Here is a 24,609-nt window from a genome sequence, read left to right as displayed (position 1 = left end):
AGCCCAAAATTGCATTCCATATGCATAAATTTTTCCCCTCTTTCATAAACATAAGGTACAGAAAAACCGCCGTTATGCGGCTTTTTGTCCATAACTCTTATGAAAGGGGGGTCTTTATGTTCCGATATTCCTATGAAATACTGGTAAATAAACAAAACCGGCTGGACAAAGCCTTTGTGCCCCGTCCTCTCGTCCGCCCTGCTATCCCATTTGACGCATCCGCAGACGACCCAAAGCGCCTGCTGGAAGCAGACGCAGCACAGGCAGCTGAAGAACTATTTGCCTATGCCAAAGCTGCCGGGCTTTCCCTTTGGGGCATCTCAGGCTACCGCCCATACAGCCGGCAGGCAGAAATCTATCGCAATGCCGCCGATATCCGCTATGTAGCCCCACCCGGCGCCAGCGAACACCAGACCGGGCTCGCGCTGGATGTATCCTGTCCAAGAAATTCCCTTGAGCTTACCGAATCCTTCGCAGGTACCCCGGAAGGGCAATGGCTTTCCAAAAATGCCCATCTTCACGGCTTTATCCTGCGCTATCCCAGGGAAAAAGAAAAAATCACCGGGTATGCCTGGGAACCCTGGCATATCCGGTATGTCACAAAATCACTTTCCCTTTATCTCGCTCTTACAGGCCTGGCTCTGGAAGAATGGGTCACACTCCATTCTCCTATCAGAACAAGAACCTCTCCATAAGCAAACGGCTGGCTACTGCTCCATCTGCCGACCCATAAATCCTGCGGCACAGCGCGCCAGCACCTGCTCTGTCTCCCCAAGCCTGTGTCCTGGTTCTTTCCCCAGCAGAACCACAGAACCTATCGCATCGCCCTCACACAGAATCGGGCATATCACCTGCGGAATCCCTTCTTCCGTATCATCTCCCGTAACTTTCACAAATTTCTGGTCATCCCCGGCTGAAAGTACCTGCTCTCTTTCATGGATGACATGTTCCAGTTCCCGGCTGATAGGCTTCCCTACACTCTCTTTTTTCACTCCGCCGGCCGCAGCGATGACTTGATCTCTGTCCGTGATACAGATTCCATGACCGCTGGCCTGCGCCAAAGCCTCGGCATATTCTTTGGAAAAACTCCCCAGTTCCCCAATCGGGGAATATTTTTTCAGGATAATTTCTCCTTCCCGATCCGTAAAAATTTCAAGGGGAGCGCCCTCTTTAATCCTCAACGTGCGCCGGATTTCTTTCGGAATCACTACACGGCCAAGATCATCTATACGTCTTACAATTCCTGTCGCTTTCATAATATCTGTTCCTCCATCTCTACCATTTTTCTATCATACGATGCGGCAGAATCTCCCGAATGAGATTAACTTCCTGTGATGATAGTATTTGTAAATAGATGAAATTTATACAATATTAAAAAGCTTTACACGAAGTTCCCTCCAAAATGTACCACTTAAAACATGAAAAGGAAACGATACGCGGCATAAACCTTGTATCATCCCCTTTTCATTATTCTTTCATATTTTTCTGCTTTTAATAAGGATAGAAATTCCCGGCCGCATCTGTTACGCCGTCATCTCCAAACGTGTATTTCGCACCTGAGCTGTCTACCCAGTTCCCATTGCTGTCCTTTGTCACAGTAATATAATTTCCTTTATCATCATAAAATCCTGTAGCTTCACTGCTGTCCTTATACGGATAATAGTTGCCCGCATTATCCGTCACACCGCCGTCGCCAAAGTAATAGACCGTACCATACGCGTCTACCCAGTTCCCGTTTTTATCCTTTGTCACCGGAATATAGTTTCCGCTCTGGTCATAGAAACCGCTGGAATCCGTCCCTGTCGAAGGCTGCGGAGTGGTTCCTGAAGCGCCGCTATTTCCATCATTTGTATCGTTGTTATTATTGTTATTATTGTTATTATTGTTATTATTATTACTATCATTATTATTGTTACTGTTATCTGTACTATTTCCACCGGAAGAAGACGCATAGGTATACCAGTAGCCGTCGCTTCCCATAACGCCGTACTCCTGCATTTCGTAAGTCTTTCCATTGCTGTCAGACCATACGCCACCGGCATTCTTCGTAACCGTAATGGGATTCCCATTAGAATCATAGATCACCATAGATGTTCCTGTCTGGGTCGTACTTCCCTGCTCGGAGCCTGTCTGGCCTGTTGATGTGGTGTCTTTCTTTGGCCTTGAAGATTTCTTCAGAACTTTAAAGCTCTCAACTGCCGTCTTAACTGCTTCCAGAACCTCCTCATCTTCACTCTTTATCTGGCCCGTAACAGAATAGATATCTGTCGTAGTCACAATGTCATATCCTACAGAGTATTTATACTCTTCCTCTGCATCCAAGCATTTAATCGTTGTGCGATACTGTTCCATAGTTCCGGCACTTGATTTCCTGAATTCCGTAACCTCATAATTATCCGCATTTTTTCCCGACGCTGTAAGATTATCCAGTACCTCTTCCTTTGTAGCCGGCAGCTTCACCGAACCAACCTCGCTCCCCGATATATGGCTTACGGTAATAATCCCTTCCGGCGCTTCAAATACAAGCGTACCGTCTTTATCCTTCATATTTTTCCACGTATCATCCGGCAGGTTGATAGAAACTGACTTATCTTTAGACGTATACGTTTCTGTCTGTGAAACAGCCGTCCCCGTCTTCTCTTCTACCTCTGTATCTTCTTCCGTCACAGTCTCTGTAATCTGAACCGCAGCAGACTCTGACTCGGTCTCCTTCGCCTTCTTCTTACACCCAGACAAAAGCGCCGCCATCGACATGCCAAGCATCAGATAAACTGCATATTTTCTGAATTTTTTCATGTTCTTATCCCCTCCTAAACTACTTTATAGTTGCTGTACAGACACAAACTACTTCTCGATTATAGCATACTCAACACGCGATATCTACTCAAAGATGAAAACTTAAGTGAATCATAAGCAAATCAACGATTCTATGCGAGTTTCCAGGGGTTTTGGCTGCTAACCACTCACATTTATCAGGCTGTTTTATGACCTGTCCGAAGTTATAAAACAGCCTTTACCCGGTATTTTCCTTTTACCACGGCAGGCAGCCAGCCGCTTTTAATCTGCACCCATATACTACCATCCCAAGCAGTAACAGCTTTCTTAATCTCCACCACGCCGCCTTTTTTCAACTTAGCTTTATTCCCGGACAGGCGGCGGCACTTCTTCTTTGCCGATGCGGAAAGCTGCGTATACTTCACGTATCCCGCCTGCTGGGGCTTGGTGGAAACGCTGTCCCGGAGGGCAATGTCCTGTGTCAGTTTTACTTTCATGCCGGGTTTCAGCTCCCGTTTCTGTTCTGCGCTAAAGTACTCTTCTGCCCTCTGTTTAAACGTTGTCCACGTCCAGATTGTCTTATACCCATTGTTATGCACATATGGAGCCAGACAGGTCTTATTTACGATATCGTAATGGCGCAGTACATTTGTGGATGGGATGCCCTGTTCATGGCGGAGCTTCGCCACCGGCCACGCACACGCCTCCTGTGTCTCTTTCGTAAAGTACCATCTCTTATCTTCCGCGCTGGCTACATTCCTGTCGCACTTGCAGCACATTTCTATACTTATAGTATTGCTGTTCCGGGCTTCCAGGTGCTTCTGAGTGTAATATCCTGCAGTACCTACCGCCCAAGGCACGGCATCCAGGCTGCACCGCTGGTAAATAGTCCCGTCCCAGTAAATGTAGAAGTGCGCCCCGCATCCGTCCGATGCCAGGTCATGGGCCTGTCCCACTACCCCCAGGTAATGGACGGCAATATATTTTTTCTGGTTGCCCCAGCATGGGACGTTCCTGGAACTAATAGCGTTAATGATTTTATGTGTCATATGGTTCTCCTTTCCTGCTGCATTTTTCAGCATAAAAACACCGCCCATTTCTGAGCGGTAACTGTTTTAATTCTTGACATTTCTACAAGAGTCAGTTATGATAGTGGCAGCTAAGGAATGTGACGAAATTCCATAGGGTAAACGACCCCCCTCAGAGTGCCAGCTCTGAGGGGGGTCTTGCTCGTTACGGTGAGCCACTCCGTTTAGGCTGCCGCTGTCGGTCAGTCTCTACTCAGCCATTTGCATATGTAGTAGCTAACTACATTTGCTACAGTGGAGACAAGGAGTGTGACGAAAATTTCTTCCATGGGGTTCACCTCCCTTCTGCTGGAGGTTCAACAGCTTCTACAGCATATCATATTTTGTCATTTTCTGCCACTCTTTTATATTGCTACTCCTTCAGCTCCGACAACCCTGCCACTGATGTAAGCATCGACACTACGCCGCCAGTATAGAAGCAGATACCACATATACCCAGTCGACCTGCCCCATGGCCGCCGTCCCAATTCCTGCAACCGCCGCCTGAGCCACGGTCTTAACTGCCCTTATGCCTGCTGCCTGTACCCATCTTTCAAATTCTTTATTCTTCATAATTGCTCTCCTTTCTTGTCTGCCAGGTGCAAATCCTGGATTTCTTTATAAACAGCCCCCAGCGGACATCTGCTTTATAGTTATTCTAAAAATCCCTCCATACCAGGTAACCATTTCACTTACCTGGTATGGAGGAATCTTCCACGTTTCAATCTCTATTTCCATATAGTAATCGTTCCAAATATAACCAGCCCAAAGTTTCCAGCACAAAACAGTATTGTTTCGGAGCTTCCCCATAAATTTCTCCCAACCCGGATATTTCTTTGAAAAAAGGCTTGCTTTCACACCAAAAATGCGTAAGCTGTCACTCACAAGGCAAGCAGCCAATACAAAAAAATATCAAAATGAGAAAGGCGGACAACATTATGAAAACAGGTAGAATCACAGCAAAATTGAGGGACGCGGTTCCGGTATGCCTCATGGCAGAGGGCAAGGAAGTAAAACGGTACAAGAACATTGAACTGCCAGACAGTATCAAAGAAGTTGAACTCCTCGACTTCCATTTCAACGTACCTGCGGACGGCAAAATCACTTTTGAAATCCATTACGCATCCGGCATATGTGTTTACTGCTGTACCTTTATTGTATCCACAATAGACAGTTGCCCGATTCTTTTAATTGGCCGCTGGATTGCCAACGCCGCAGAGCCGAAACATAACATGACGATCAGAAGCAGAGGGACAACCGGAAGCTGCCAGGTCGTTCCCCATTTATCTGCAATCAGGAACTGGAACATCATCTTATTCAACGGCAACCCCAGTACACATCCGGTGACACATCCTAATACTGCATAGGTGGCCGCCTCTGCTGCAATCATCTTGTAGAGCTGCCCGGCTCCCATCCCAATGGAGCGCATTATGATGTTTTTGCAAAATAGCTAATCAGTACCACCGGCTAAGCCAGTGGTTTGTTTTTCGCCCTATAAGGGCTCGTTTCCGGCGCTGGAGTCTAAAGACTCACCGAAAAGTTCGCCAGCCGCAACGTCAGTTACCTGCTTAGCCCCTTGGGCTTATTTTTTCTTGCTTTTGTTTACCGGCTCACCCGTAAACGGGTCGATATACTCTTTCAATGACATCTGGTCATATTCCAAATCTTCCTTAAGTTGATTCCTGATATACTCTTCTATCTTTTTTGCATTTTTTCCTACCGTATCCACGTAGTATCCTCTGCACCAAAAGTGTCTATTGCCATACTTATATTTGAGGTTCGCATGTCTCTCAAATATCATCAGGGTACTTTTTCCCTTTAAGTACCCCACAAAATCTGATACACTCATCTTCGGCGGTATTTCTACCAGCATATGGACGTGATCTGGACAGATTTCTGCCTCGACTATATGCACTTCTTTGCGCTTGCATAACATGCTTAAAGTATTTGCTATGTCCTGTTTTAGTTCTCCATATATTATTTTCCTTCTATATTTCGGTGCAAAAACGATATGGTACTTACAATTCCACGTTGTGTGTGATAAACTATTATTGTCCATTTGGACTTCCTCCTTTGTTTGATAAAACGGTTGGCGAACCTGTTTTTATTATATCAAGGGAGGTTTTTTACACAACGCTAAAGCTATTCCAACCACCCGCAGAACAGGTGGTTTATTTGTTCTCCAAAGTTCCGTTTTTCGGATCAACGAAAAACTCCTCAATGGAGAACAGGGCCATGCCCTAACAACAAGGAGCCTGCACCTTGATTATGAGGTGCAGGCTTGCAAGTTTCAATCCACCACTTCTCTAATTTCCCTTTAGATGGAAATTGCGAAATAACAGTTTATAAAGTTTGGAATGACAAGCTTACACCGTTTCAACTGAACCACTTACACTGTTAACGCGAAATAGGGGGCGTTGAAACGAACTATACAAGACTTTTTGCATTATGACAATTCACTCTCTTCAATCATTTCATCAAAAATAGCTTCTTGTATTACCTTAACACACTCCTCTGGATTTTTCTTGATATCCTTTCCCCTAAAACGTATAACTTTCCATCCAAGATACTGAAGCTCTTTTTCCACTTTGTCATCCCTAGCCATATTTCTCTCAATTTTCTTTATCCAATATTCTCCTTTATCAGAATGGCTTAACCGAGTTTTTAAAGCATCCCAGTCCTTACCATGAAAAAATTCGCTGTCACAAAATACTGCTATTTTGTACCGCACCAGCGCAATATCCGGCTTACCAGGAAGTTTTTTATAATTTCCCATATATCTGTATCCTTCGCGCCATAAAGCTTTCCTTAATGCCAGTTCAATTGAAGTGTCCTTTGATTTGATATTCTGCATATTTTTACGTCGTTGTTCTTTTGTCAAGACATCCATGTTACCACCATATTTCCTGTTCTTCATTTCATCATTCATAGCAATATATTTAACATGTCTGTTTTAAATACATTATCACATTTTCTATCAAAAAAATAGTACAATACCCTTGATTACACAAGTTTTCTTATTCTGGTAGATTTTCCAGATACGACACTCACAATAAATTATCCTCTACACATTACAAATAGATATGTGTTTATTTAGATTGAGCCGCTCCACCGACAAAGCATTCCGATTTGCCTCTGGGTCTCGTACTCATTAACAATTATATACTATATAACAATTCCATTTATTCATCGTTAAAAAGGTATGCGATTTCAATTCTATTCATCTACTCTCCACCCTATTATAACAAATTTTTTGAGTAACGTAAAAAGACTGCAATTGGCAGTCTCAGCTAAAATACCTTTATTTCTGCGGATTTTCTCCGTACTCACCCCGTTAAATTGTATCAATCACGCAACTGCCTCATCCAAGATGTTCCCCTGCGAGAATCCCAGACGGTCAAGTGCTTCATACATTACCTTGATAACGATGGGCGGCGTATAAAAAGCGGTCAGCGTGGATTCCATAGCGGCACGGTATTCCTCGTCGGAAAGTTCCGCTTTCAGCTCCTTGTATTCGTTTGCCCATGCCGCATTTTTTTCATCAAACGCCATAGACAGACCGCCCCACCCCACATACTTTGCAAGGGTTTCCTGTTCTTCGGGCGTGGCAAGGCGGTTTTCTATCTGAAGGTCGTGGAGAAGACGGATTGCTGCCATATTGTTTCGGAACTTCTCTTTTGCACCGCCAACGCCTAACGCATCGTTGGCAATGCGGTAGTTGCGGCGTTCAGCGGAGAGGGCAGGGGCGGACGGTTTCGCCGTAACGGATGTTTCCCTCGGTTTCCCATGCTCTGGCTCGTCAAAGCGTATCTTCTCCACTACAATGTCATAGGGAAGCCCGTTCTCCACGGCAGGGTACTCCGCCACGGTTTCCGTGGTCGGCTCTGCGGGGGATTCTGATTTTTCTTCGGGCTGTGGTTCTTTTTCTGCCTGCTCCAAGAGCCTGCGGACATAGCCGACTTTCTCCACACGGTTTATCGGGAAGCCTACGTTGTTCTGAAATGTGACGTCACGCATGGAAACGTCGCCGCTGATTTTCCCGACGCTTTCAATGAGATAGCGGCGGTTGTCAATCATAAGCTCCTTGCCAATAAGGTCGGAATTATCCTGCTTTTCATCTGTTCCAGACAGGACAGGCTTTAACCCCTGTTTCCCCTCACGTTCCGCATATGATCGGGACAGCAGAGGTCTTTCTTACTTCCTTACAGATATCAAAGCCTGTCCCGTCCGGCAGCGTGATATCCAGCAGCAGAAGGTCATACTAGCCTGCCCGGAAGAATTGATATGCTTCCATTACGGTACGGGCATTATCTACCAGAAAACCATTTTTCTCAAGCGTGTATTTCAGGCCTTCAATCAGGCTTAAATCATCTTCTACATATAATATCTTTTTTTCATTCATTTTTTATCCATCACTCCGGATGCCTCCCACTATACCTTGACGGACGGAGTCCGCCCATACGGGCCTGCATTCACGAGTGCCCTTTGGGTATAAAAAGCAAAATTGCAATCTCCACAGCCAGCAAAACCAATAGAACATACAACAGTACTGACCAGGCGCAGGCGGCTCCCGCAAGCAGCAGCATCACCACCGGAACCACATACTCCCAGGGATGATGCCACAGGTCGCTTTCAATCTTCCAGCCACGGATGGGGTGAAACCATTCCAACAGCACCGCACTCTGCAGGGCAAAGAAAACAGCCCCGGCAATCATCAGGACAGTGATACCGCCGTTTTGTATCTGCCAGCTACAGAGGAATATCACGTCCGCCGCCATATTACAGGAAAAGATAAATAGGCAGTATGGGATGCAAAAGCGTCGCTTCTGTCCAGGCAGGAAACGGACTGCCTGCTCCAGGTCACGGTCGCAGGACAGCAGGATACAGATGGGCGTATTCAGGGATAAAACTGCAAAGCCTGCCAGGACAACGAACATCCCGGCCATTTCTCTTAAAAAATACGGCATTACAATGGCTGCAACCAGCCAAATCAGACCAATAATCCCACGAATATAAATATGACGCATTTTTTCCCTCCTTCATTGTTTACGGTTCGTAATTTATATAGGGAATATATTTATCTATCAAATCATAATCCTCTTTTGAGATCGTATATACTCCGTTGTCCGTCTGCTCAATAAAATATTTTCCCCCATCTTCATATAGAAATAGTCTGCATATCACATTTTCTTTACTGATAAAATCTGCATTGATAATGTTTTCCACACGAACCGGAGTACCTATCCCGCCGCTCTCTGCAGTGGGTTCTGTCTCTTCTAAAATGCTCAGAATGTTTTCCACATCATCTTTGCTGCTTATTACAATTGGACTGTCAGAGTTTCTTTTGAGAGAGATATTTTCCACTGCCCCTGCGTCTGGCAATTCAAGTTTATATGTGTCTAATTCATTCGCCTTTATAAAATCCGGGATGGCTGGCCTCCCTTTTTCCTCAAATTTCACATTATAAAACTTGTCTGTTTTTTCATCGTAAAGCAATGCATAGCCAAAATTACAGATTGGCAGATCCTGTTCTTCTACTGTTAATGTCTCATCCATTTGGCAGGGCCGGACAGTATACGCATCGGCAGAAACTCCAAAAACCGTATATTCAGGCACATATGTCGTCACCAGCATTTGTACGTCCGAAACTTTCAGGGAATATGCCTTATCATCTTTTATGTTCATATCCGTATAATGGGATACTGCTTCGTTTAAGCGATCCGCAAGCATTTGCCCTGCAGGCTTATTTTTTGTCAAAAGCCAAATACATACAGTTCCAACCAATACGATACCGATTATAATTAAAAATAATTTCTTTTTCATAAGCAGTGCTCCTTAAATTTATTGACATCTCTTTGTTTCTCTATGTATCCTGAAGCTGTCTCCATACATTGGAATGAATCGCAGTACTTCCCACATGCCGGATATCAACAGCGGCATTTCCGAAAAGCTGCTTCAATTCCAAAATTACATTTTCAGCATTTTTATCCCATTCCTCCTGATGGGATGAAAGCTCTACGCTTCCTCTTTTTAATCCTATCATTCTTCTCCCCAAGCAGCTTACAGCTCTGCCATATCCGTTGTACCAGTACGGCTATTCTGATAGGGCGATTCTGTAAATATCCGCCTGTTCTCCATCAATTTCAAAGCTGCGCTCATAGACTCCGCCATTCCGGGTGATTGTTTTAACCGAAGGTTCATTCTTCCTTTCCACAGAAAGATACAGTTCGTTCATCCCGGTCTTTTTGGCAACCTCCAATAACTGCCGCAGCATTTCCGTAGCAAAGCCTTTTCTTCTTTCTGATGGACGGACGCTGTAACCACAATGGCCGAGGTCCTTCAGAAAGTCGTTCAGTTCATGCCTTAAATCAATGATTCCCACGATTCTGTCCTGATCATCAACACCAAAGAATGTGTCTGTTATAACCCAATTCGGATTCACCGTTTCTTCTTTCGTGTTTGCATCTATGGTTCTGCACCATTCTGTATAATCATCCGTTTTATCAAATAATTCACTTCCGTTAATGACGGATTCCCCATGATCAAAAAATTCCTGTCTGAATTCGATGGCCTTTTCCTTCATTGCTTCTGTTGGTCTGACTAATTGAATCATTTTTCATACCCCCTTATTCGCTAAAATTTTATCAAATTTCTTCTCCGACAGGATTTCATGGGTTACAAGCTGCCCGTCATAGAAAAGGGAAAATGTCGTAAAGGGCGAAGGGGCATTCTGCGCATCCTCTCTGTTCTGGATATGTACGGACCGAAACACTGCGTTCCTGGCCTTTGCCATCTCCTCCAGTATCGGTACATACTTTGCCGTAAAAGGGCATTGATTTGTGTAATACAGCACAAATCCCTCCGGCATATCTTCATGCCTGCCCACGCTGTCCCGGAAGCAGGGAAAAGGTGCGCCCTCTCCAAAGGGCAGGTACATCAGCTCAAAATAGGGCTCTGCCGTATCCGCTGTCTGAAAGCCCTTATAGCCTATATATTTCGGGTCGGAAAGGAATCCCATCTTTTTTCTGGAGGACAGGATTACAAGCCCCTTTTTTCCTTTCGCTTTACTGTCTTCGATACATGCATCCAGCAGGAGGTTCGAGTATCCATGCCCCTTGAACTGCCCGGATACCCACAGGCAGTCAATGTACATATACCCTTGCGCCTCGATGGGCGCCCATGCGTATTCCGCGGGGATATACTCAATGAAGCATTTTCCCCGGACATTGCCTTTCAAGAATACAAGCCCTTCGTCCAGCCTGTCTTTCAGCCAGTTCTTTTTGGACATGACCTGAATATCCTTGTTATTGGAGATCGCACAGCAGATGTGCTCCTGATCAATATTTTCGTGTGTCAGTTTTACAAGTTCCATATTCTATTGCCTCCTTATCCTTCGATTTGCATTTCGGTATAAAATGCAACGTTTAGCCTAACCCCCCCTCCTTTATCCTGCAACGGGAATTTCACGCTTCTTTTTTTAGCTCTATAAAACTGTATATTCCCAAAATTATATATACGGGTACAACAATATATAATGTCAAATCAGCATATCCGTTTATACTCGAGAAGCAATAAGGCAAAGCGCAGACTGGCTGACGATCAAAAGGCGATAATCCCACATAAAAAGCAAGAAAACCCACTGCCGCAACCAGCGCTCCAATGATTCCGTATTTTTTAAGTCCACTGTTCAAACCCTTTTTCCTAAATCCCAAATCCCATGCAGGACATAATGTTCTTAAAAACAAATAGGCTGCCGCTCCTATGAACAAGAAATTTACCATAAGCGTAAAATAAACAGGCTCTATGTCCGCAACTTGAATATGGACGAAAAACGCGCTTGGAATACCTGTCATATCCATAAACGCAATGATCAAAGTCAAAACTGCTATATAAATAAACTCTCGCTTTTTCAAAGCACTCCCTCCAAATTTTTATCTTTTTCCTTTCCTGTTCCTGCAATAATACCTTATCGAACATTAGTAGTTCGATAAGTATGAATTACCAACACAAAGGCAAAAGAAATTATCTGTGCAGCCATGATCCTGACAATTTGTAATTCGTCTGCACCCTTTAATGAAACGACATGCAGCATATTTGCAGCAACGGTATTATTGAATAAATGGTCGCCAAGCCCTACCCATATATTTCCTGTTATGCGGTAAAGAAGCCCCCATTTGATTCCCATAATTCCGGCAAGGATTATATAACCGATACCCATAAGGACCATTGCCGCAAATGGCATTTCGCCATTCACATAGCTTCTGATCGGCATTACAATGTGCCAGATACCAAATAAAAATGCTGCAATAAAATTCGCCTGCATAAATGGCTTTGCTTCAGAGAACGTTTTAATAAACAGACCGCGAAAAACGCCTTCCTCCATCCAGACATTGATAATGTTAAACAGTACGCATAACAGAAAGAAAACAAAATCCGTATTTTTTATCTGCGAGCCAGTCAAAGAAAAGCTGCTGATGTATATTTCTAAATGTGCAGGATTGCCCTGCAGAATAAAAATTGCTAATTCCAACCCATATGAAATAGCAAAGCAGACGCTTCCCAATAACAAGCCTTTCAAAATACTGCCTGCAAAACTGTTTCGTTGAAATCCAATATCACTCCATGTAAAATTTGAGCCTTTTAATATCACGGCTAATATAATAATCCCAACAACTTTGTGGAACACATTTTCTCCAATAGCTGTTTTGTCTGTTTCAATTAGAAAGTATTCCACAAACCTTACAGACAAGCAAAGCATGAAGATTATTATGCATAAATTAGTTGGTTTGCATTTTATGTTTCTTTCCATATACAGCCACCTCAATCCACATCTAATTGAAATCAAAACAGGCCGCGCAGTATAAGAAGCAACCCTGCAAAAATCAGGATGAATTTTTCAACAGCTTCGGTCATTTCTTTTCCCCTTTCTGCCCTCTCTTTTTCTTAAAAACATAAAAGACAGTATTGATGATGCATAACAACACAAAAAGGCTCGTAAAATTAATCCAAATATCCCTATACGCTGTTTTCGCCAAAGGTTCCCGCAGTCCGCAGAACCAGACATAGGCGAACGCCAACAGCTGAGAGGGAATATATGCAATCAAATATCTGAGAGCCAAAGGCTTAACAGGCAGATTTGTACATAGCTCAAATGCAGCTATCCCAATCAGGAGGATCATAGCCCTGTCTAATTCATGCCAGTTACCGCTTGGGTCTTCATAAATACCATTACGAAGGTACAAAACGCTGTTCAACAATGTTATTACTGTATATATAATCGAGTAAATCGATACGATACGAATCCACTTTTTCTTATTCATTTTCTTCTCCAGGCTAAACAGTCCAAACGACCGAAGCTATTCCAACCACTTATCTCCATCTAATATTAATATCATTGGTGACTGTGTTTTCTTAATGTCACTGTTCCTCGCCGCAAATATGTCCCCATTTTACTGGTAATCAGGCACCCCGGCAGCTTTGCTGCCAGGGATTATCTTTTATAATTCAAAACCACCCGATGGCAACATCTATACCGAAACAGAAAGATTCGTGCCAGATTCCGATTTCAATGCTTCCCCGGTTTTCGTATAGATTACAGGTTCCATCTTAACAGCATCCGCTGTTTCTTCTACAGAGATGCCGTTGTCTGCACCAGTCTGAACCGAATCGGTCTTCCCGTCCAATGCAGCCTTTCCACTTTCGCTGACGCTTACGGTATCCGTATCCCCATTCCGGCTTTCCGCTATCCTCTTTTCCTGCTCCTCGCGCTCCTCCTTGCGCTTCCTGATGGCGTTTTCCTGCTCCGTCTTCGCTTTTTCCCTTGCCTCCTTTGCGTCTTCCTTCATTCCTTTTTCTGCCTTCTTTTGATAGTCCTCCGCTTTATCTGCAAATTCGCCGGCATATCCCATTGCCCGCTCCATAACGGCTGTATCACCTCTCCGTTCTGCATCTTTATAGACGCTGAAGGGCGTATTCAACAGCTTCATATTCATACTTGCCCCTGCAAGACCTTCCATTGTTTTCGTATGCATAATTGTCCCTCCTGGCATTTTTTCTGATATAATCCTTTTAAGAAACTCAAATGATGCCGCCATTCCAAAAATACCGGAAAACAGTGCGCATTTGCCACTATCTCCCGGTAATGATACCACACTAAAAATCTGAATCCCTTTTATTCTGATACAGAAGCATTCTGCCGCCTGTATGTATCATTGTCTTTCTGTCTTAACTCGTTTTCTACCTGCGCCAGCTTTTTCTCCAACTCCCGGATTTTGTTTTCCTTATTATCGCCGGAAGCCGACTGGATCTGCTGTTCCAGCTGCTGCTTTTTCTCTTTCAGCTTCTTGATTTCCCTGTCAACCTTATCCGTATTTGTGACACATTTCTCCACCGGCTTTCCCTGGCTGTCTCCGCCTACCTTATCGGACGGCAGTCCGCCCGCCCCGTCAGGGGCCTGCATTGCGGGATGCCCGGATGGGTATACCTTCGGTGCTTTGCCATCTTCGCTTTCCTCGGAACGGTCATCCTTTCCATTTGCATGGCCAGCTTTCGGATCGTCAAAAAAGATTTTCCGGTTGCCGTTCTCGTCCTGGCCTACCCGGTACAGTCCCATAGGCTTTCGCCCCGATTTTTCACTGCTGATATATTCATCCCGTGGTTCGGATAACTTACCAGCATTTTTTCCCTCAGCAGCTTTCTCTGCTTCCTTTGCCTTTTCATCCCTCTCAGGAGCCTGTTTTTCCTTTACCCTCTCTGCGTAATCGGCACCGGAATGATCATAGCTTCCATGAATCTGCATTGTCATAAGCATGTTCCTCCTTCAAATTGATATTGTCAGGAAACTTCTTTGCAGCTGCTTGCCGCCGCAGACAGCTTCCTTTTTCTTTTTTCGGTTATAGAAGGTAACATTTTAATCCATTTGCTGTGTGCTGCTTTCTGGATGCTGTGGAATGATCAGCAGCACATGGAGGACAAATACATTCTCCTGTGTCTCTATACTCATGGCGCCGCCATATTTTTCAGCCACTTTTTTTACATTCGACAGACCTGTCCCTTTTTTGAACGCTCCTTTTCCATGGAAGCTGTTTTGGGTTTCTATCATAAGGAAATCCCCTTGGATCCGCCCGGACACACGGATATACTTTTCCATACCGGCATCCAGACTTTTTACTGCATGGATTGCATTATCCAGCGCATTTGACAGGACAATACAGATATCAATATCTCTAATGCCACACGGATATGGCAGAAGCAGGGAACAGTCCACATCGCTCCCCATGCTTTTTGCAATCCCCAGTTTGTTCCCCACCAGAATATCCACGACCGGGTTGCTAGTACTGCAGGGAAATGACATTTTTTCCGCCATATCGTCCAGATCCTCGATATAAGTTACGGCTTCCTCCAGTTTTCCATTCTGCAGGAGCTTTTTTACCACTGCGATGTGGTTCCTGATGTCATGGCGAAAGGACTTTGTTTCATCGTAACGGGTTTTCGCTTCCTCCACATACTGGTTCAGGGAATGTTCCTGCTGCTCCAGCAGTGATAATTCCGTGCCTAGACGAAAACTCTGCTGCAGCTTCTTATAGAAAAACAGGATGCAGAACAGGCTGGCAAGTCCCAGAAAATACATGGCCAGCATCTGCCCATGACTGAAAAAGTGTCCCGCAGGCCCTTTGTCCACCAGAATCTCAAACTGGAAGTCATATTCAATCGCATTGATATAGTTACTCATAATAAATATCATCAGAATCGGAACAAAAATTAGAAACATCCGCTGCATTCCCATTGTGATATCAGGAGCATCCGCAGGACACAGGGCATCCATGGAAAAATAGCGGTATACGATATAATAGCAAAACCCGCTCAGCAAAAAGGATGCCGCCTCGCAGATCAGCATGGCCGCAATATTGCCTGTCTCATGGAAAAAAGCAGGCAGCCACGGGTATGGAAGGCTCATCAGTGAGTTCACGATTCCGCTACAGAGCAACATGATTTCCGTTGTCAAAGTCGCATACAGAAAGGAAGCCTTAAAATTCGCATGGCAGGCAAAACCCATGCATATCGAAATCAATAAGACAAACACCACAAAACTAACAATCGTGCCGCCCGGAATAAACTCGCCCGCAATCACTGCACCTACTGCAAACAGGAAATAAAAAGGAGGCCACATTTTCTTTTTCAAAATTTTTGCCAAAAAATAAATCTGGAAAGACGTTTCAATCACGCCCATAATGTATATATTGAAAAAATCTAAATACTCAGCCATGTTACCTGCCCCCATATGTAAAAGCACTGTAACTGTTCCGTAGCTACACAGTTACAGGCAAAAATCCATTTTAAATTGCCTCCGGCAATGGGATTTTTGCACTCCTGAATCACCTTCTTACGGTCTGCGCAGTAAATGCGCAGACCTGCCAGATAACCGCAAAGTTCTTATATGTTCTTCATATACTGCAAAACTACACCGGAAAACTCCCTACTCCGCAGCCGTGATACGGGAACCTCTTTGCCGTTATCCAGATAGGCAGTCCCGTTTTTATATCCTTTTAAATGCTTCAGGTTGATGAGATAGCTCCTGTGGCATCGAAAAAAATGGCTGCCCAGCTTCGTTTCCAGATTTTCGATCCGCTCATAATAATCAACAACCTCGCCGGAAGCCAGGCTCAGATATATTTTTCGGTCTATGACCTCGCAAAAAGCAATCTCATCCTTTGGGATGATGCGCCCTTCATATCCCTTTTGAACCAGCAGGCTGTCCTCGCTGGCGTTTTGCATAGAAGCAAAGAGGCGCTCCATGGTCTTCTCAAATTGTTTTTCTTCCACCGGCTTGACCAGATAATCGTAGGCCTGCACCTCGAAAGACTGGAATACCATCTCTTTCAGTACTGTGATAAAAAGCAGGAATCCCCGGAACTTAGAAGCCCTCAGCTTCCTTGCCGTTTCCATGCCGTCCATACCCTTCATCTGGATATCCAGAAACAGGATGTCAATCTGCCCGTCGTAGCTTAGCAGCTCTTCACCACTTGAAAATGTCCGAAAATAAATCTCCCTGTTCTTTTTACGGAAAAAATCGGAGGCCATTGCCCTTATATGATCGGACATACGTTTTTCATCATCACAAATTGCAATATGAATCAATGCGCCACCTCCTCGTCATTATATCATGAATCTGCGATTCATGATTGCCATTCGCCGCTCGCTGAATGAACAAGCTCATTCTTCTCGCTAACGCTTATTATATCGTCAGCGGCAAAAATTTATATTTTGCCGCTGTCATAAACAGACATTTTATTATAGCCTGCTAAAAACAGCAAAACAATTTAATTGCTGTGAAATGTTTATCTGTTGCCGCGAAATGCTGTATAAAAATTTGCCGAAACATCGGCCAACCAAAGAGATTCCCCTTCGTATTTTTGAACTTGAAGCACTGCCTGTTTTGATAATTCCTCTTCACGTTCCTGTTCCATAAATAATTCTTTTAGGTTTTCTGAATCTAAAGCTACTTTCAAAACCTGTATTGCATATTCAGAAATATTATCCCACCCACTATACAAATTTCTTACCACACAATCAATCTGCTGGTAACTTAAAGGCTCTCCCATTCTTTCTTATTCACTCAAGATACCAATAATATCAGACAAATCCTTCTTGCAGTGTCTCCCGGACATTAATTTCATGGCCGATGATGATGTTATGACTGCATCGATATCGTAGGTCATTTCACAGAACCCATAATTGGCAAGAATTGCCGCACCTCCAACTAACACAATCTCAGCAGGCGTATTTTTTCCATTTCTCTTCCGAAACTCTTTTGCCAGTTCCTTCAAATAATAGTCCAGATTTTCTTTGGTAAAATCTTTCTCCACAGACATTCCTTATCTCACCTAAAACATTCTGTCAAAAGTTCTTCCATTGTCACATGGAGCGTCCTCGCTAATTTATATATTGTTTCTGCCGTACATTTTTCAATCCTGGTTTTTCCTTTCACAATAACAAGGGTTCTCATTCCTAAAAATTCGCCGCAAAGTTCACCACAATATATTTGCTGTTTTTGCAATTCATACCACAATATATTGTATTAGATTATCGCATAAAAGGACTTTTTCAGTGCCCTCTATTTTACTGGCTTTCCAGTAATTTTTAACTGCCCTATATCTACGTCTTTTCAACTGCATCCCCCAAATTTTATTTTGGGGTAAATTCATTTTGCTTTTTAAAATTTCTTGTTGCATATTTTTCAAATTTGGGGGATATTGGGGGATAAAATTCTTCCCCCAAAAATTTCTAAGCTTTTTTCTTACGATTTCTTTGCACAACCGCACTCTTAAACGCCTTCATCATCGCTGGCGACAATTCCCCACAATCTTCATCAAAGTTAATTGGGCTTTTTTTCGCCTCTTCAACCTCTTTTAATTGTTCTTCCGTAGGTTTTTGTCCACTTTCAATAATTAATGTTCTGGTCATAATAAAGCTCCTTTTCTGCACTCGTTGCAAGTCTAGCTGAAATTAATCGAATCGTTTCCTTTCGTTCTGTAAATACTACAAACAGTACATCGCCGACTTTCCCTATTGCAATATATCTATCCTCATCAACACTATGCTCAAAATCAAACATTTCAATGTAATAAGGATCATCAAAAACATATGCTGCCGTTTCAAAAGAAATTTTATGTTTTTCCTTATTAATAATGTTTTTTTCTTCGTCCCACTCAAATTTCATTTCTGACCGTTCCTCTTAGATTATTCTATGTTAACAGTATACCATTAAATAGCCAATCTATCAATTACGTTATCCCTAATCTCTTTCTAAGTCTTAATACAGGAAATACCAAAAACCCTTGTAAATGGCATTTCCACACCACTTACAAGGACTCTTTCTAAAACACTAGTATAATTGAATGTTAAAAAATAATCCTCTGTATCTTGTATAAAACATGTCTTTCGCGGATATGCCTTATTTAAGCGGATTTGTTTTGCCCATTTCCATACATAATGATTCAGCTTTTCAATAAAAGCTTTTATGGAAAAAGTTCCAAATCATCTAACTTACATCTGATGCACCAACAACCAATGCAAAATATCTTCATATTGTTTCCTGTCCGCTGCTACATCTAATATTAAATCTGATAATTCTTCCTGCGTGTATTCCATCTCATAACCGTTTAATGCCAAAAAGACTAACATGGCATGGCACCCCAGCCTTTTATTACCATCTATCATTGCATGATTTTTAACCAGTCCTTAAGTTTACTCACGGTTTTATGCGGGTTTTCAGGGATTTTTGTTGCTAACGTGTTGCTAACCGTTCACATTTATCCGACTGCTTTATGGCTTATCCGAAGTTATAAAGCAGTCTTTTCATTTTAGCCATTGACCTGAATCCCGCTGCTCCCGGTATTATTACAGCAGCATATTTCCTTAAATAACCCATCAAAAAAGAGCGGTGGCAAGCCCGCCCTCTTCTATTCCTTATTCAGTTTTTTCTTTTTTAGGAGTGTCCGAAAGTTCGTTTACTTTTTTCTTCGCTTCATCCAAATCTTTACAGCCATCCAGAATCATTGAAATCATCTTTATAATTTTGTCAAATTGTTTGTCTGTCATAACCTCTACCATATCCTTTCCTCCATTCTTCACCAGATTCGCTTGCCCTTATCTGATAATACTATTGTAGCATATTTAAACTATCCCGTCAAGCATTTTTAAACTATTCTTTTGATATTTTTTCATCAACACACATTTCTATAAATGCAGACAAGGACATTCCAGCCGCCTTTGCCGCCGCTTGATACTCTGCTTTCTTCCCCTTTCCTGCCATAACAGTAATTCTATCATATTTCTCTTTCTGATATTCATTCACATAAGCAAACGCCGCTTTTTTATCCGCAAATGCCACTCCATCACCTCCTGCCTGATTCCATATTACCATTCAAAAGAAAAAATTTCAAGCATTTTTAAACTTTTTTATAAATATGTGTTGACAGCATATTTAAACTATGCTAATATAGACTTATCAAAGGAACGGAGGATATGAGAAATGAAAAGATATTACATGACTGCTGAAAGTGCAGATGATGAATTGTACGAACATCAGGGAAATATAAGAGGAGCAAGGTCAATCGCTCAAAGACTTGCAAACGACAGAAACGAAACAGTTTTTATAAACGATGTGGAAACAGAAGATATTGTTGATTGCGTGTGGTCAGATTAACCGCACCACCCACCCGGCGGGGTTGCTCCGGGAGAAAGAAGGAAAGATGTATTATACTGATTGCGAAATATTGTATTATAACAAGAGAAAGCCTCCTAAGCAGAGGACTTTTCATAAAAATATTAATGATTTATTCAAGGAAGAAGGACGGATTGAATATATCGGCAAGAAAATCATCCCATCATGGTTGGGAATTAAAAATGTAACTATAACCAAAGAAAAATAAATCCCGTCCCTGACGGGCAATGCAGGGAGAAAGTGAGAAGGATATGTTAGAAAGCAGAAATTCTTATGGATATGGATATATCGGAAGTAACGAAAAAGGGTTCGAGTGGTTGCTGATTTATGGCGAACAATTTCATCAGAGGATCAAAAGCGGATATGTTTACAGGACAGAACAGCAGGCATTGAGAGAGGGAAACAAATTCGTTGAAGAAACTGTAAAAAAGAAATGGCCGAAAGATTACTACGATGAAACAAAGTTGAACTTAAGCGCAGTATCCTCTACACCATTACATTTTGGATATTGAAGAACAGGCGGCAGGATAACACCTACCGCCATTTTTCATCTATGCTGCCTGAACCCGGTACTTCCCTTTCACCACAACAGGCAGCCAGCCTGATTTAATCTGAATCCAGATACTCCCATTCCAGGCGGTAGTGGCTTTCTTAACCTTCACCACATTGCCCTTTTTCAGTTTGGCTTTATTCCCGGACAGGCGGCGGCACTTTTTCTTTGCGGATGCGGAGAGCTGTGTATACTTCACATACCCCGCCTGCTGGGACTTGGTGGAAACCCCGTCCCGGATGGCGATATCCTGTGTCAGTTTCACTTTCATCCCGGCTTTCAGCTTCGGCGGCTTTTCTACATCCGTACCGTACTGAATCCAAACATAGCCGTCTATGCTGGAGTAATTCCGGGTATAGGATTTCTCTGCCACACATCCCCCATTGGCTTCTACGCTGTTTATTGCACCTGATGAAGTATTCCCTTCGTTCGTGTAAATCATGGTATCTGTTACTTTCATGACCCTGCCAATATGTGCGCCGTTACGGAAAATCACTAGGGCGCCTTTCTTTGGCGTTGTGTGCCATGTCCCCTTTGCTTTGGAATGGTTCTTCACGCTATTGCAGTTATAGAACCCGCTCCCCATAATCTCCAGAGCCTTTGCCAGACCGAATATCTTGACATTAATCCAGAACTGATATACTGCACACCAAGGCTGTCCCTGGCATCCCATCAGCCCCCAGCCGTTGACATCACGGGCGTACTTGGTGTAGTTGTTATATCCAGCGTTTCCTGCCTTACTGTCCAGGTTTGCATTACTGGCTTTCTCAAGGTAACCGATTTGGTCACTCATCAATTTTTCTATCTTTTCCCACGCACCCATAGTTTCTTCCTCCTCCATGACTTTTCCTGTCTTAACATAAGTGTCGTAAAATTTCTGTCCCCTAGACGCTCTGGATGCCCGCATTGACTCGCCAGTATCAGCAGGACATTCAAACTTTGTCAGGACAATATCTGATGCTTCCCGGATGCTCCTGGTGGTTTTCAATACCTTCAAAACGTCAGGGTAATTGTCTGCCAGCTCCGACAGCAGGTATTCTGTCTGCATATCCTCATCCGCAACAGACACGCCTTTTCTTTTCGCAAGGTTCCAAAGTCCCGCTTTCCGCGCGGGGCTTGTCCACTGAGCCAGACCATAGCCGTATTGTTTTCCCGGAAGCGGATGCAGAAACTGCTCACAGCTCAGTTTTCCAGTATCAATAGCTTCAGTATACGATTCATCACTATATGTCTTTCCATTTTCCTTCAGCCGCCGCAGGCACAGATATTCCACACGGTTTGCATAGAAACCGTCTGATTCTGCTTCCAGATTTGCGATTAAGCCACACGCTCCATACGGTGTCATACCTACGGCAGTGAATTTTCTGTATGCCTGCTTTTCTGCCTTAATATTTATTGCCATATGCTTTTTCCTTTCTGCTACATTTTGCAACGCAAAAACACCGCCTATTTCTAGACGGTGTAATTATTTTTTTGTTATAGTTATCCAACACTTTTGTATGACCTGCAAATAATTTCAACTTCATCACATGTCACTATTTCTGTTCGCAAATTCATTAGCGTTTTTCTTGAGCAATAGCCATTATCTTTTGCAGGGGAAAGCGAAACTTCCCTTGCTTTTTATTTCATTTTCTCAAAATCTTTAAAAGAATACCGCTTCTCTTCATATCATGATTCTCTTAAAATCTTACAACTTCTCTCGTTTTCCACTTGACTTCCACGTTATAACGTGGTATAATTTAAACATAGAAAGGAGGTGACAGGAAATGGAGAACAAAATAAACGAGCTGAAAAAAGTGATTACCGCACTCATCCAGCTCGCACTCGAAATTGGAACTCTCTTAGCCGTAATCAAAATGATTATTGAGAGTCTCCAATAAGAGATGGGGAGGGAAGCCTCCCCAAATAGAATATAGCACATCTCCATTATCCATGCAACATGAAAAAAACTGCAAAAAGCCTGATTGCCCTTATAATTTCAATTATCTGGCTAATTATTATCGTTGTTGGTTTGGTATTGCTATTCACATAAGGAGGATGACATGAATTTAAAACAAATACGCAATCAACAAAGTTTATCCATCCGGGCACTCTCCGAACTGTCCGCCGTTCCAGTCCGCACGATTGAGGACATTGAACGGTTCAACCGATGCAAAGTCGATACTGCTATTAAACTAGCCGATGCGCTCAATGTTACACTTGATGAACTTTGCAGAGATAGGGTGGCTGAATAGCCATCCTATCTCTTGCTTTTTACTCTTGGAAAACGCCTTTTACATACTGTATTTCCGCAATACGAAAAAGACATCTATCTCTGCATAGATGTCAAAATCTTAAACTTTAATCCCCATTTTCCTTTTTTGCAAATAAGTATCCACTGAGCGTAAATAAAAGCGTCTTTATAATCTCTATAACATTATTAGCCACTCCATCCGCTCCTACACCAGCTTTAAAATTCAGATAAGTCTCTACAAGATAAATCAATACTAGTATTCCCAAGCAGACCTGAATTAAATTAAAAGCTGTAAAATATCTCTTCTCTTTTCTGTCCTTATCCTTCTCAGCAACTTCCAGCTTTCGTTCTTCTAATTTATCCTGCACCTCCTGCGACTGTCTAGATGAAGAATCTAACGGCTGGTCTTCCTCTGTCTCTGCCTGACCAAACAGATAATCCTGGTCGTTTTCATTCATTGAACGAAAGCCTCCTCATTCTTTATATCTTCGTCAGTTAAAAAGGCCTGCCCAGCTTTTGCCGCTTTGTACCATGCTGTATCCTGCTTATGGGTCATTTCAGAAAGCCTTATGCCATCATACCCTCCATACTTTCTCCAGGTATAATCCATGACATCCTTAAATATTGCTGACGAATCTTCGTTCACAACATATATATTTCCATCCGCTTCTTTTGCAAGATTTCTAATAACATTTGCCCCATAATTTTTATAAGTGTCGTACACGTCACGTAGAACCGGACCATACCGCCATACTTCAAATCGCTCAGGGAACAGAGAGCGTCCGGTGCGTTTGTAATACTCCTTGTATACAATATATATAAGTTTTTGGAGCTTCATAGGTGTGATATCAATGCCATCCGACATCGCTCTTTTCAAAATCGTGTTTCCTACACTCAACGCAGATACCATGAAATCGCCTCCTATCCATTCTCTTTAGTTCTAATTATTTTCATAATACCAGATTTTATTCTTTCTGTCAACATTATTGTAGAACTTATGTTTGTACAATATGAAACAGCTAGGCAAAGCCAATCAAATATAGGCGTTCCCGCCCCTACTTCTCTAACTCTGGCAACCCTGCCACTGATGTAAGCATCGACACTACACCTGCCAGTATAGAAGCAGATACCACATATACCCAGTCAACCTGCCCCATCACTGCTGCCGTTCCGATTCCCGCTACCGCTGCCTGAGCCACGGTCTTAACTGCCCTTATGCCTGCTGCCTGTACCCATTTTTCAAAGTTTTTATTCTTCATAATTGTTCCCCTTTCTGCGCCAGGTGTAAATCCTGGATTTCCTTATACATCTTTGTTACCATCCCATTGCCGCCCAGTTCATGGTATGCCTCATACATTTCCACGAAGTTCTCATACGCGTAGGAAGGGATGCTCCCCAGCTTCATGTACTTGTCGTGGTAGTCGATGAGCTGCACGCGCAACAGGAGCATCGTGCCCGTGCTGTTTGCATCCCTGTCGCGCTTCTGTCGTTTCAGAATCCATACGATGTAGCCCAGTATAACAGGCAGAGCAACGGTATATGTCTGTAATAAAACTGCTCCCACTTTTTCTCCTTTCCCCGGCGCTGTGCCGGAATAAAAAACAGCACCCAGAAAATGAGTGACGTGATACGTTTTTATTAGTTTTGATAACGTTTTTATTGATTTCGTTCCGTTTTCAGTACAGATAAAACACTTCTCTGTCCTTACGGTTTATCCCTGATTCGCACGTCACACCCTCCCTGTCAATCAACTAAACAC

The 24,609-nt window shown here is 43.0% G+C and carries 36 protein-coding genes and 1 pseudogene; 4 read left to right on the top strand and 33 right to left on the bottom strand.

What is annotated here, in order from left to right:
* The first annotated feature begins 116 nt into the window (after nucleotides 1–116).
* Nucleotides 117–695 carry a M15 family metallopeptidase gene (locus tag NFR99_RS07085; RefSeq protein WP_120484165.1) on the top strand — a complete coding sequence of 193 codons (579 nt, stop codon included), beginning with the start codon at nucleotides 117–119 and terminating at the stop codon, nucleotides 693–695.
* Between the two features lie 12 nt (nucleotides 696–707).
* Here NFR99_RS07085 and spoVT read toward each other — a convergent pair whose 3' ends face one another.
* The 28 genes and pseudogenes from spoVT to NFR99_RS06945 form a co-directional block, all read right to left on the bottom strand.
* Complete coding sequence (gene spoVT / locus NFR99_RS07080) at nucleotides 708–1,256, bottom strand: stage V sporulation protein T (RefSeq protein WP_120484164.1); 549 nt, start codon at nucleotides 1,254–1,256, stop codon at nucleotides 708–710.
* A 235-nt stretch (nucleotides 1,257–1,491) separates the two neighbouring features.
* Nucleotides 1,492–2,796 carry a hypothetical protein gene (locus NFR99_RS07075; protein ID WP_135976157.1) on the bottom strand — a complete coding sequence of 435 codons (1,305 nt, stop codon included), beginning with the start codon at nucleotides 2,794–2,796 and terminating at the stop codon, nucleotides 1,492–1,494.
* Nucleotides 2,797–2,999: 203 nt separating this feature from the next.
* Nucleotides 3,000–3,824: an N-acetylmuramoyl-L-alanine amidase gene (locus tag NFR99_RS07070; RefSeq protein ID WP_168354800.1), complete on the bottom strand. Its 825-nt coding sequence runs from the start codon at nucleotides 3,822–3,824 to the stop codon at nucleotides 3,000–3,002.
* A 438-nt stretch (nucleotides 3,825–4,262) separates the two neighbouring features.
* Nucleotides 4,263–4,415 carry a holin gene (locus tag NFR99_RS07065; RefSeq protein ID WP_330571628.1) on the bottom strand — a complete coding sequence of 51 codons (153 nt, stop codon included), beginning with the start codon at nucleotides 4,413–4,415 and terminating at the stop codon, nucleotides 4,263–4,265.
* Nucleotides 4,416–4,980: 565 nt separating this feature from the next.
* A complete protein-coding gene (locus NFR99_RS15475; protein ID WP_243126673.1) occupies nucleotides 4,981–5,232 on the bottom strand; it encodes an FtsX-like permease family protein in 252 nt (83 codons plus the stop codon).
* Nucleotides 5,233–5,424: 192 nt separating this feature from the next.
* On the bottom strand, nucleotides 5,425–5,901 hold the full coding sequence (gene tnpA / locus NFR99_RS07055; protein WP_120484146.1) for an IS200/IS605 family transposase: 477 nt from the start codon (nucleotides 5,899–5,901) through the stop codon (nucleotides 5,425–5,427).
* Between the two features lie 387 nt (nucleotides 5,902–6,288).
* Entirely contained in the window at nucleotides 6,289–6,732 is a 444-nt protein-coding gene (locus tag NFR99_RS07050) for a very short patch repair endonuclease (protein ID WP_120484145.1), read from the bottom strand.
* Nucleotides 6,733–7,205: 473 nt separating this feature from the next.
* A pseudogene (locus tag NFR99_RS07045) lies at nucleotides 7,206–7,940 on the bottom strand (LPD25 domain-containing protein); the annotation flags it as partial.
* A 163-nt stretch (nucleotides 7,941–8,103) separates the two neighbouring features.
* Nucleotides 8,104–8,244 (bottom strand): response regulator transcription factor, encoded by a 141-nt coding sequence (locus tag NFR99_RS15385; protein WP_330571644.1) that lies wholly within the window; start codon nucleotides 8,242–8,244, stop codon nucleotides 8,104–8,106.
* Nucleotides 8,245–8,314: 70 nt separating this feature from the next.
* Nucleotides 8,315–8,869 carry a hypothetical protein gene (locus tag NFR99_RS07035; protein WP_199735693.1) on the bottom strand — a complete coding sequence of 185 codons (555 nt, stop codon included), beginning with the start codon at nucleotides 8,867–8,869 and terminating at the stop codon, nucleotides 8,315–8,317.
* A 19-nt stretch (nucleotides 8,870–8,888) separates the two neighbouring features.
* Complete coding sequence (locus NFR99_RS07030; RefSeq protein ID WP_120484144.1) at nucleotides 8,889–9,665, bottom strand: DUF5301 domain-containing protein; 777 nt, start codon at nucleotides 9,663–9,665, stop codon at nucleotides 8,889–8,891.
* A gap of 40 nt (nucleotides 9,666–9,705) precedes the next feature.
* Complete coding sequence (locus tag NFR99_RS07025) at nucleotides 9,706–9,885, bottom strand: GrpB family protein (protein ID WP_243126668.1); 180 nt, start codon at nucleotides 9,883–9,885, stop codon at nucleotides 9,706–9,708.
* Nucleotides 9,886–9,936: 51 nt separating this feature from the next.
* Nucleotides 9,937–10,455 (bottom strand): GNAT family N-acetyltransferase, encoded by a 519-nt coding sequence (locus tag NFR99_RS07020; protein WP_120484143.1) that lies wholly within the window; start codon nucleotides 10,453–10,455, stop codon nucleotides 9,937–9,939.
* Nucleotides 10,456–10,458: 3 nt separating this feature from the next.
* The gene (locus NFR99_RS07015) at nucleotides 10,459–11,214 is read right to left on the bottom strand and encodes an N-acetyltransferase (protein ID WP_120484142.1); all 756 of its coding nucleotides are present in this window, start codon (nucleotides 11,212–11,214) and stop codon (nucleotides 10,459–10,461) included.
* 91 nt (nucleotides 11,215–11,305) lie between these two features.
* Nucleotides 11,306–11,755, bottom strand: a complete 450-nt coding sequence (locus tag NFR99_RS07010) for a hypothetical protein (RefSeq protein ID WP_120484141.1) — start codon at nucleotides 11,753–11,755, stop codon at nucleotides 11,306–11,308.
* Nucleotides 11,756–11,808: 53 nt separating this feature from the next.
* Nucleotides 11,809–12,651: a CPBP family intramembrane glutamic endopeptidase gene (locus NFR99_RS07005; RefSeq protein WP_135976512.1), complete on the bottom strand. Its 843-nt coding sequence runs from the start codon at nucleotides 12,649–12,651 to the stop codon at nucleotides 11,809–11,811.
* 100 nt (nucleotides 12,652–12,751) lie between these two features.
* Nucleotides 12,752–13,162: a DUF6608 family protein gene (locus NFR99_RS07000; protein WP_120484139.1), complete on the bottom strand. Its 411-nt coding sequence runs from the start codon at nucleotides 13,160–13,162 to the stop codon at nucleotides 12,752–12,754.
* 207 nt (nucleotides 13,163–13,369) lie between these two features.
* Nucleotides 13,370–13,873 carry a hypothetical protein gene (locus tag NFR99_RS06995; protein ID WP_120484138.1) on the bottom strand — a complete coding sequence of 168 codons (504 nt, stop codon included), beginning with the start codon at nucleotides 13,871–13,873 and terminating at the stop codon, nucleotides 13,370–13,372.
* Between the two features lie 140 nt (nucleotides 13,874–14,013).
* On the bottom strand, nucleotides 14,014–14,646 hold the full coding sequence (locus tag NFR99_RS06990) for a hypothetical protein (RefSeq protein WP_120484137.1): 633 nt from the start codon (nucleotides 14,644–14,646) through the stop codon (nucleotides 14,014–14,016).
* Between the two features lie 105 nt (nucleotides 14,647–14,751).
* A complete protein-coding gene (locus tag NFR99_RS06985; protein ID WP_120484136.1) occupies nucleotides 14,752–16,107 on the bottom strand; it encodes a sensor histidine kinase in 1,356 nt (451 codons plus the stop codon).
* A 167-nt stretch (nucleotides 16,108–16,274) separates the two neighbouring features.
* Nucleotides 16,275–16,979, bottom strand: coding sequence for a LytR/AlgR family response regulator transcription factor (locus NFR99_RS06980; protein ID WP_120484135.1), 705 nt, complete (start codon nucleotides 16,977–16,979; stop codon nucleotides 16,275–16,277).
* 200 nt (nucleotides 16,980–17,179) lie between these two features.
* Entirely contained in the window at nucleotides 17,180–17,407 is a 228-nt protein-coding gene (locus tag NFR99_RS06975) for a hypothetical protein (protein WP_251353286.1), read from the bottom strand.
* Between the two features lie 42 nt (nucleotides 17,408–17,449).
* Nucleotides 17,450–17,713, bottom strand: a complete 264-nt coding sequence (locus tag NFR99_RS06970) for a DUF6036 family nucleotidyltransferase (protein WP_251353285.1) — start codon at nucleotides 17,711–17,713, stop codon at nucleotides 17,450–17,452.
* Between the two features lie 412 nt (nucleotides 17,714–18,125).
* Nucleotides 18,126–18,305: a hypothetical protein gene (locus NFR99_RS06965; RefSeq protein WP_120418853.1), complete on the bottom strand. Its 180-nt coding sequence runs from the start codon at nucleotides 18,303–18,305 to the stop codon at nucleotides 18,126–18,128.
* Entirely contained in the window at nucleotides 18,283–18,561 is a 279-nt protein-coding gene (locus NFR99_RS06960; RefSeq protein ID WP_120484134.1) for a BrnT family toxin, read from the bottom strand. The genes NFR99_RS06965 and NFR99_RS06960 overlap by 23 nt, the downstream gene beginning before the upstream one ends.
* A gap of 326 nt (nucleotides 18,562–18,887) precedes the next feature.
* On the bottom strand, nucleotides 18,888–19,079 hold the full coding sequence (locus tag NFR99_RS06955) for a type II toxin-antitoxin system death-on-curing family toxin (protein WP_256374358.1): 192 nt from the start codon (nucleotides 19,077–19,079) through the stop codon (nucleotides 18,888–18,890).
* 231 nt (nucleotides 19,080–19,310) lie between these two features.
* Nucleotides 19,311–19,454 carry a hypothetical protein gene (locus NFR99_RS06950; protein ID WP_158604876.1) on the bottom strand — a complete coding sequence of 48 codons (144 nt, stop codon included), beginning with the start codon at nucleotides 19,452–19,454 and terminating at the stop codon, nucleotides 19,311–19,313.
* 91 nt (nucleotides 19,455–19,545) lie between these two features.
* Entirely contained in the window at nucleotides 19,546–19,734 is a 189-nt protein-coding gene (locus tag NFR99_RS06945) for a hypothetical protein (protein ID WP_120484132.1), read from the bottom strand.
* A 141-nt stretch (nucleotides 19,735–19,875) separates the two neighbouring features.
* On the opposite strand from NFR99_RS06945, the gene NFR99_RS06940 reads away from it, so the two are divergent.
* Together NFR99_RS06940 and NFR99_RS06935 are read left to right on the top strand one after the other, a co-directional pair.
* Nucleotides 19,876–20,049, top strand: coding sequence for a hypothetical protein (locus tag NFR99_RS06940; protein WP_168354862.1), 174 nt, complete (start codon nucleotides 19,876–19,878; stop codon nucleotides 20,047–20,049).
* Nucleotides 20,050–20,318: 269 nt separating this feature from the next.
* Nucleotides 20,319–20,579 (top strand): hypothetical protein, encoded by a 261-nt coding sequence (locus NFR99_RS06935; protein WP_251353284.1) that lies wholly within the window; start codon nucleotides 20,319–20,321, stop codon nucleotides 20,577–20,579.
* Between the two features lie 39 nt (nucleotides 20,580–20,618).
* Here NFR99_RS06935 and NFR99_RS06930 read toward each other — a convergent pair whose 3' ends face one another.
* Entirely contained in the window at nucleotides 20,619–22,019 is a 1,401-nt protein-coding gene (locus tag NFR99_RS06930; RefSeq protein WP_251353283.1) for a phage tail tip lysozyme, read from the bottom strand.
* 640 nt (nucleotides 22,020–22,659) lie between these two features.
* Here NFR99_RS06930 and NFR99_RS06925 point away from each other — a divergent pair.
* Nucleotides 22,660–22,851: a helix-turn-helix domain-containing protein gene (locus tag NFR99_RS06925; protein WP_251353282.1), complete on the top strand. Its 192-nt coding sequence runs from the start codon at nucleotides 22,660–22,662 to the stop codon at nucleotides 22,849–22,851.
* A 106-nt stretch (nucleotides 22,852–22,957) separates the two neighbouring features.
* On the opposite strand, the gene NFR99_RS06920 is transcribed toward NFR99_RS06925, so the two are convergent.
* The 4 genes from NFR99_RS06920 to NFR99_RS06905 all read right to left on the bottom strand — a co-directional run bounded on the left by NFR99_RS06920 (nucleotide 22,958) and on the right by NFR99_RS06905 (nucleotide 24,414).
* Nucleotides 22,958–23,308, bottom strand: coding sequence for a hypothetical protein (locus NFR99_RS06920; RefSeq protein ID WP_251353281.1), 351 nt, complete (start codon nucleotides 23,306–23,308; stop codon nucleotides 22,958–22,960).
* Nucleotides 23,305–23,760: a Panacea domain-containing protein gene (locus tag NFR99_RS06915; RefSeq protein WP_251353280.1), complete on the bottom strand. Its 456-nt coding sequence runs from the start codon at nucleotides 23,758–23,760 to the stop codon at nucleotides 23,305–23,307. The genes NFR99_RS06920 and NFR99_RS06915 overlap by 4 nt, the downstream gene beginning before the upstream one ends.
* Before the next feature lie 145 nt (nucleotides 23,761–23,905).
* Nucleotides 23,906–24,109: a holin gene (locus NFR99_RS06910; RefSeq protein ID WP_251353279.1), complete on the bottom strand. Its 204-nt coding sequence runs from the start codon at nucleotides 24,107–24,109 to the stop codon at nucleotides 23,906–23,908.
* Nucleotides 24,106–24,414, bottom strand: a complete 309-nt coding sequence (locus tag NFR99_RS06905; RefSeq protein WP_251353278.1) for a hypothetical protein — start codon at nucleotides 24,412–24,414, stop codon at nucleotides 24,106–24,108. The genes NFR99_RS06910 and NFR99_RS06905 overlap by 4 nt, the downstream gene beginning before the upstream one ends.
* Nucleotides 24,415–24,609 lie beyond the last annotated feature (195 nt).

Origin of the sequence: Hominisplanchenecus murintestinalis (genome assembly GCF_943193015.1) — a bacterium.
GTDB classification, from domain to species: Bacteria; Bacillota; Clostridia; order Lachnospirales; family Lachnospiraceae; genus Hominisplanchenecus_A; species Hominisplanchenecus_A murintestinalis.
The sequence above is the reverse complement of the archived record's forward strand: the minus strand, read 5'-3'. Positions and strand labels throughout refer to the sequence as shown.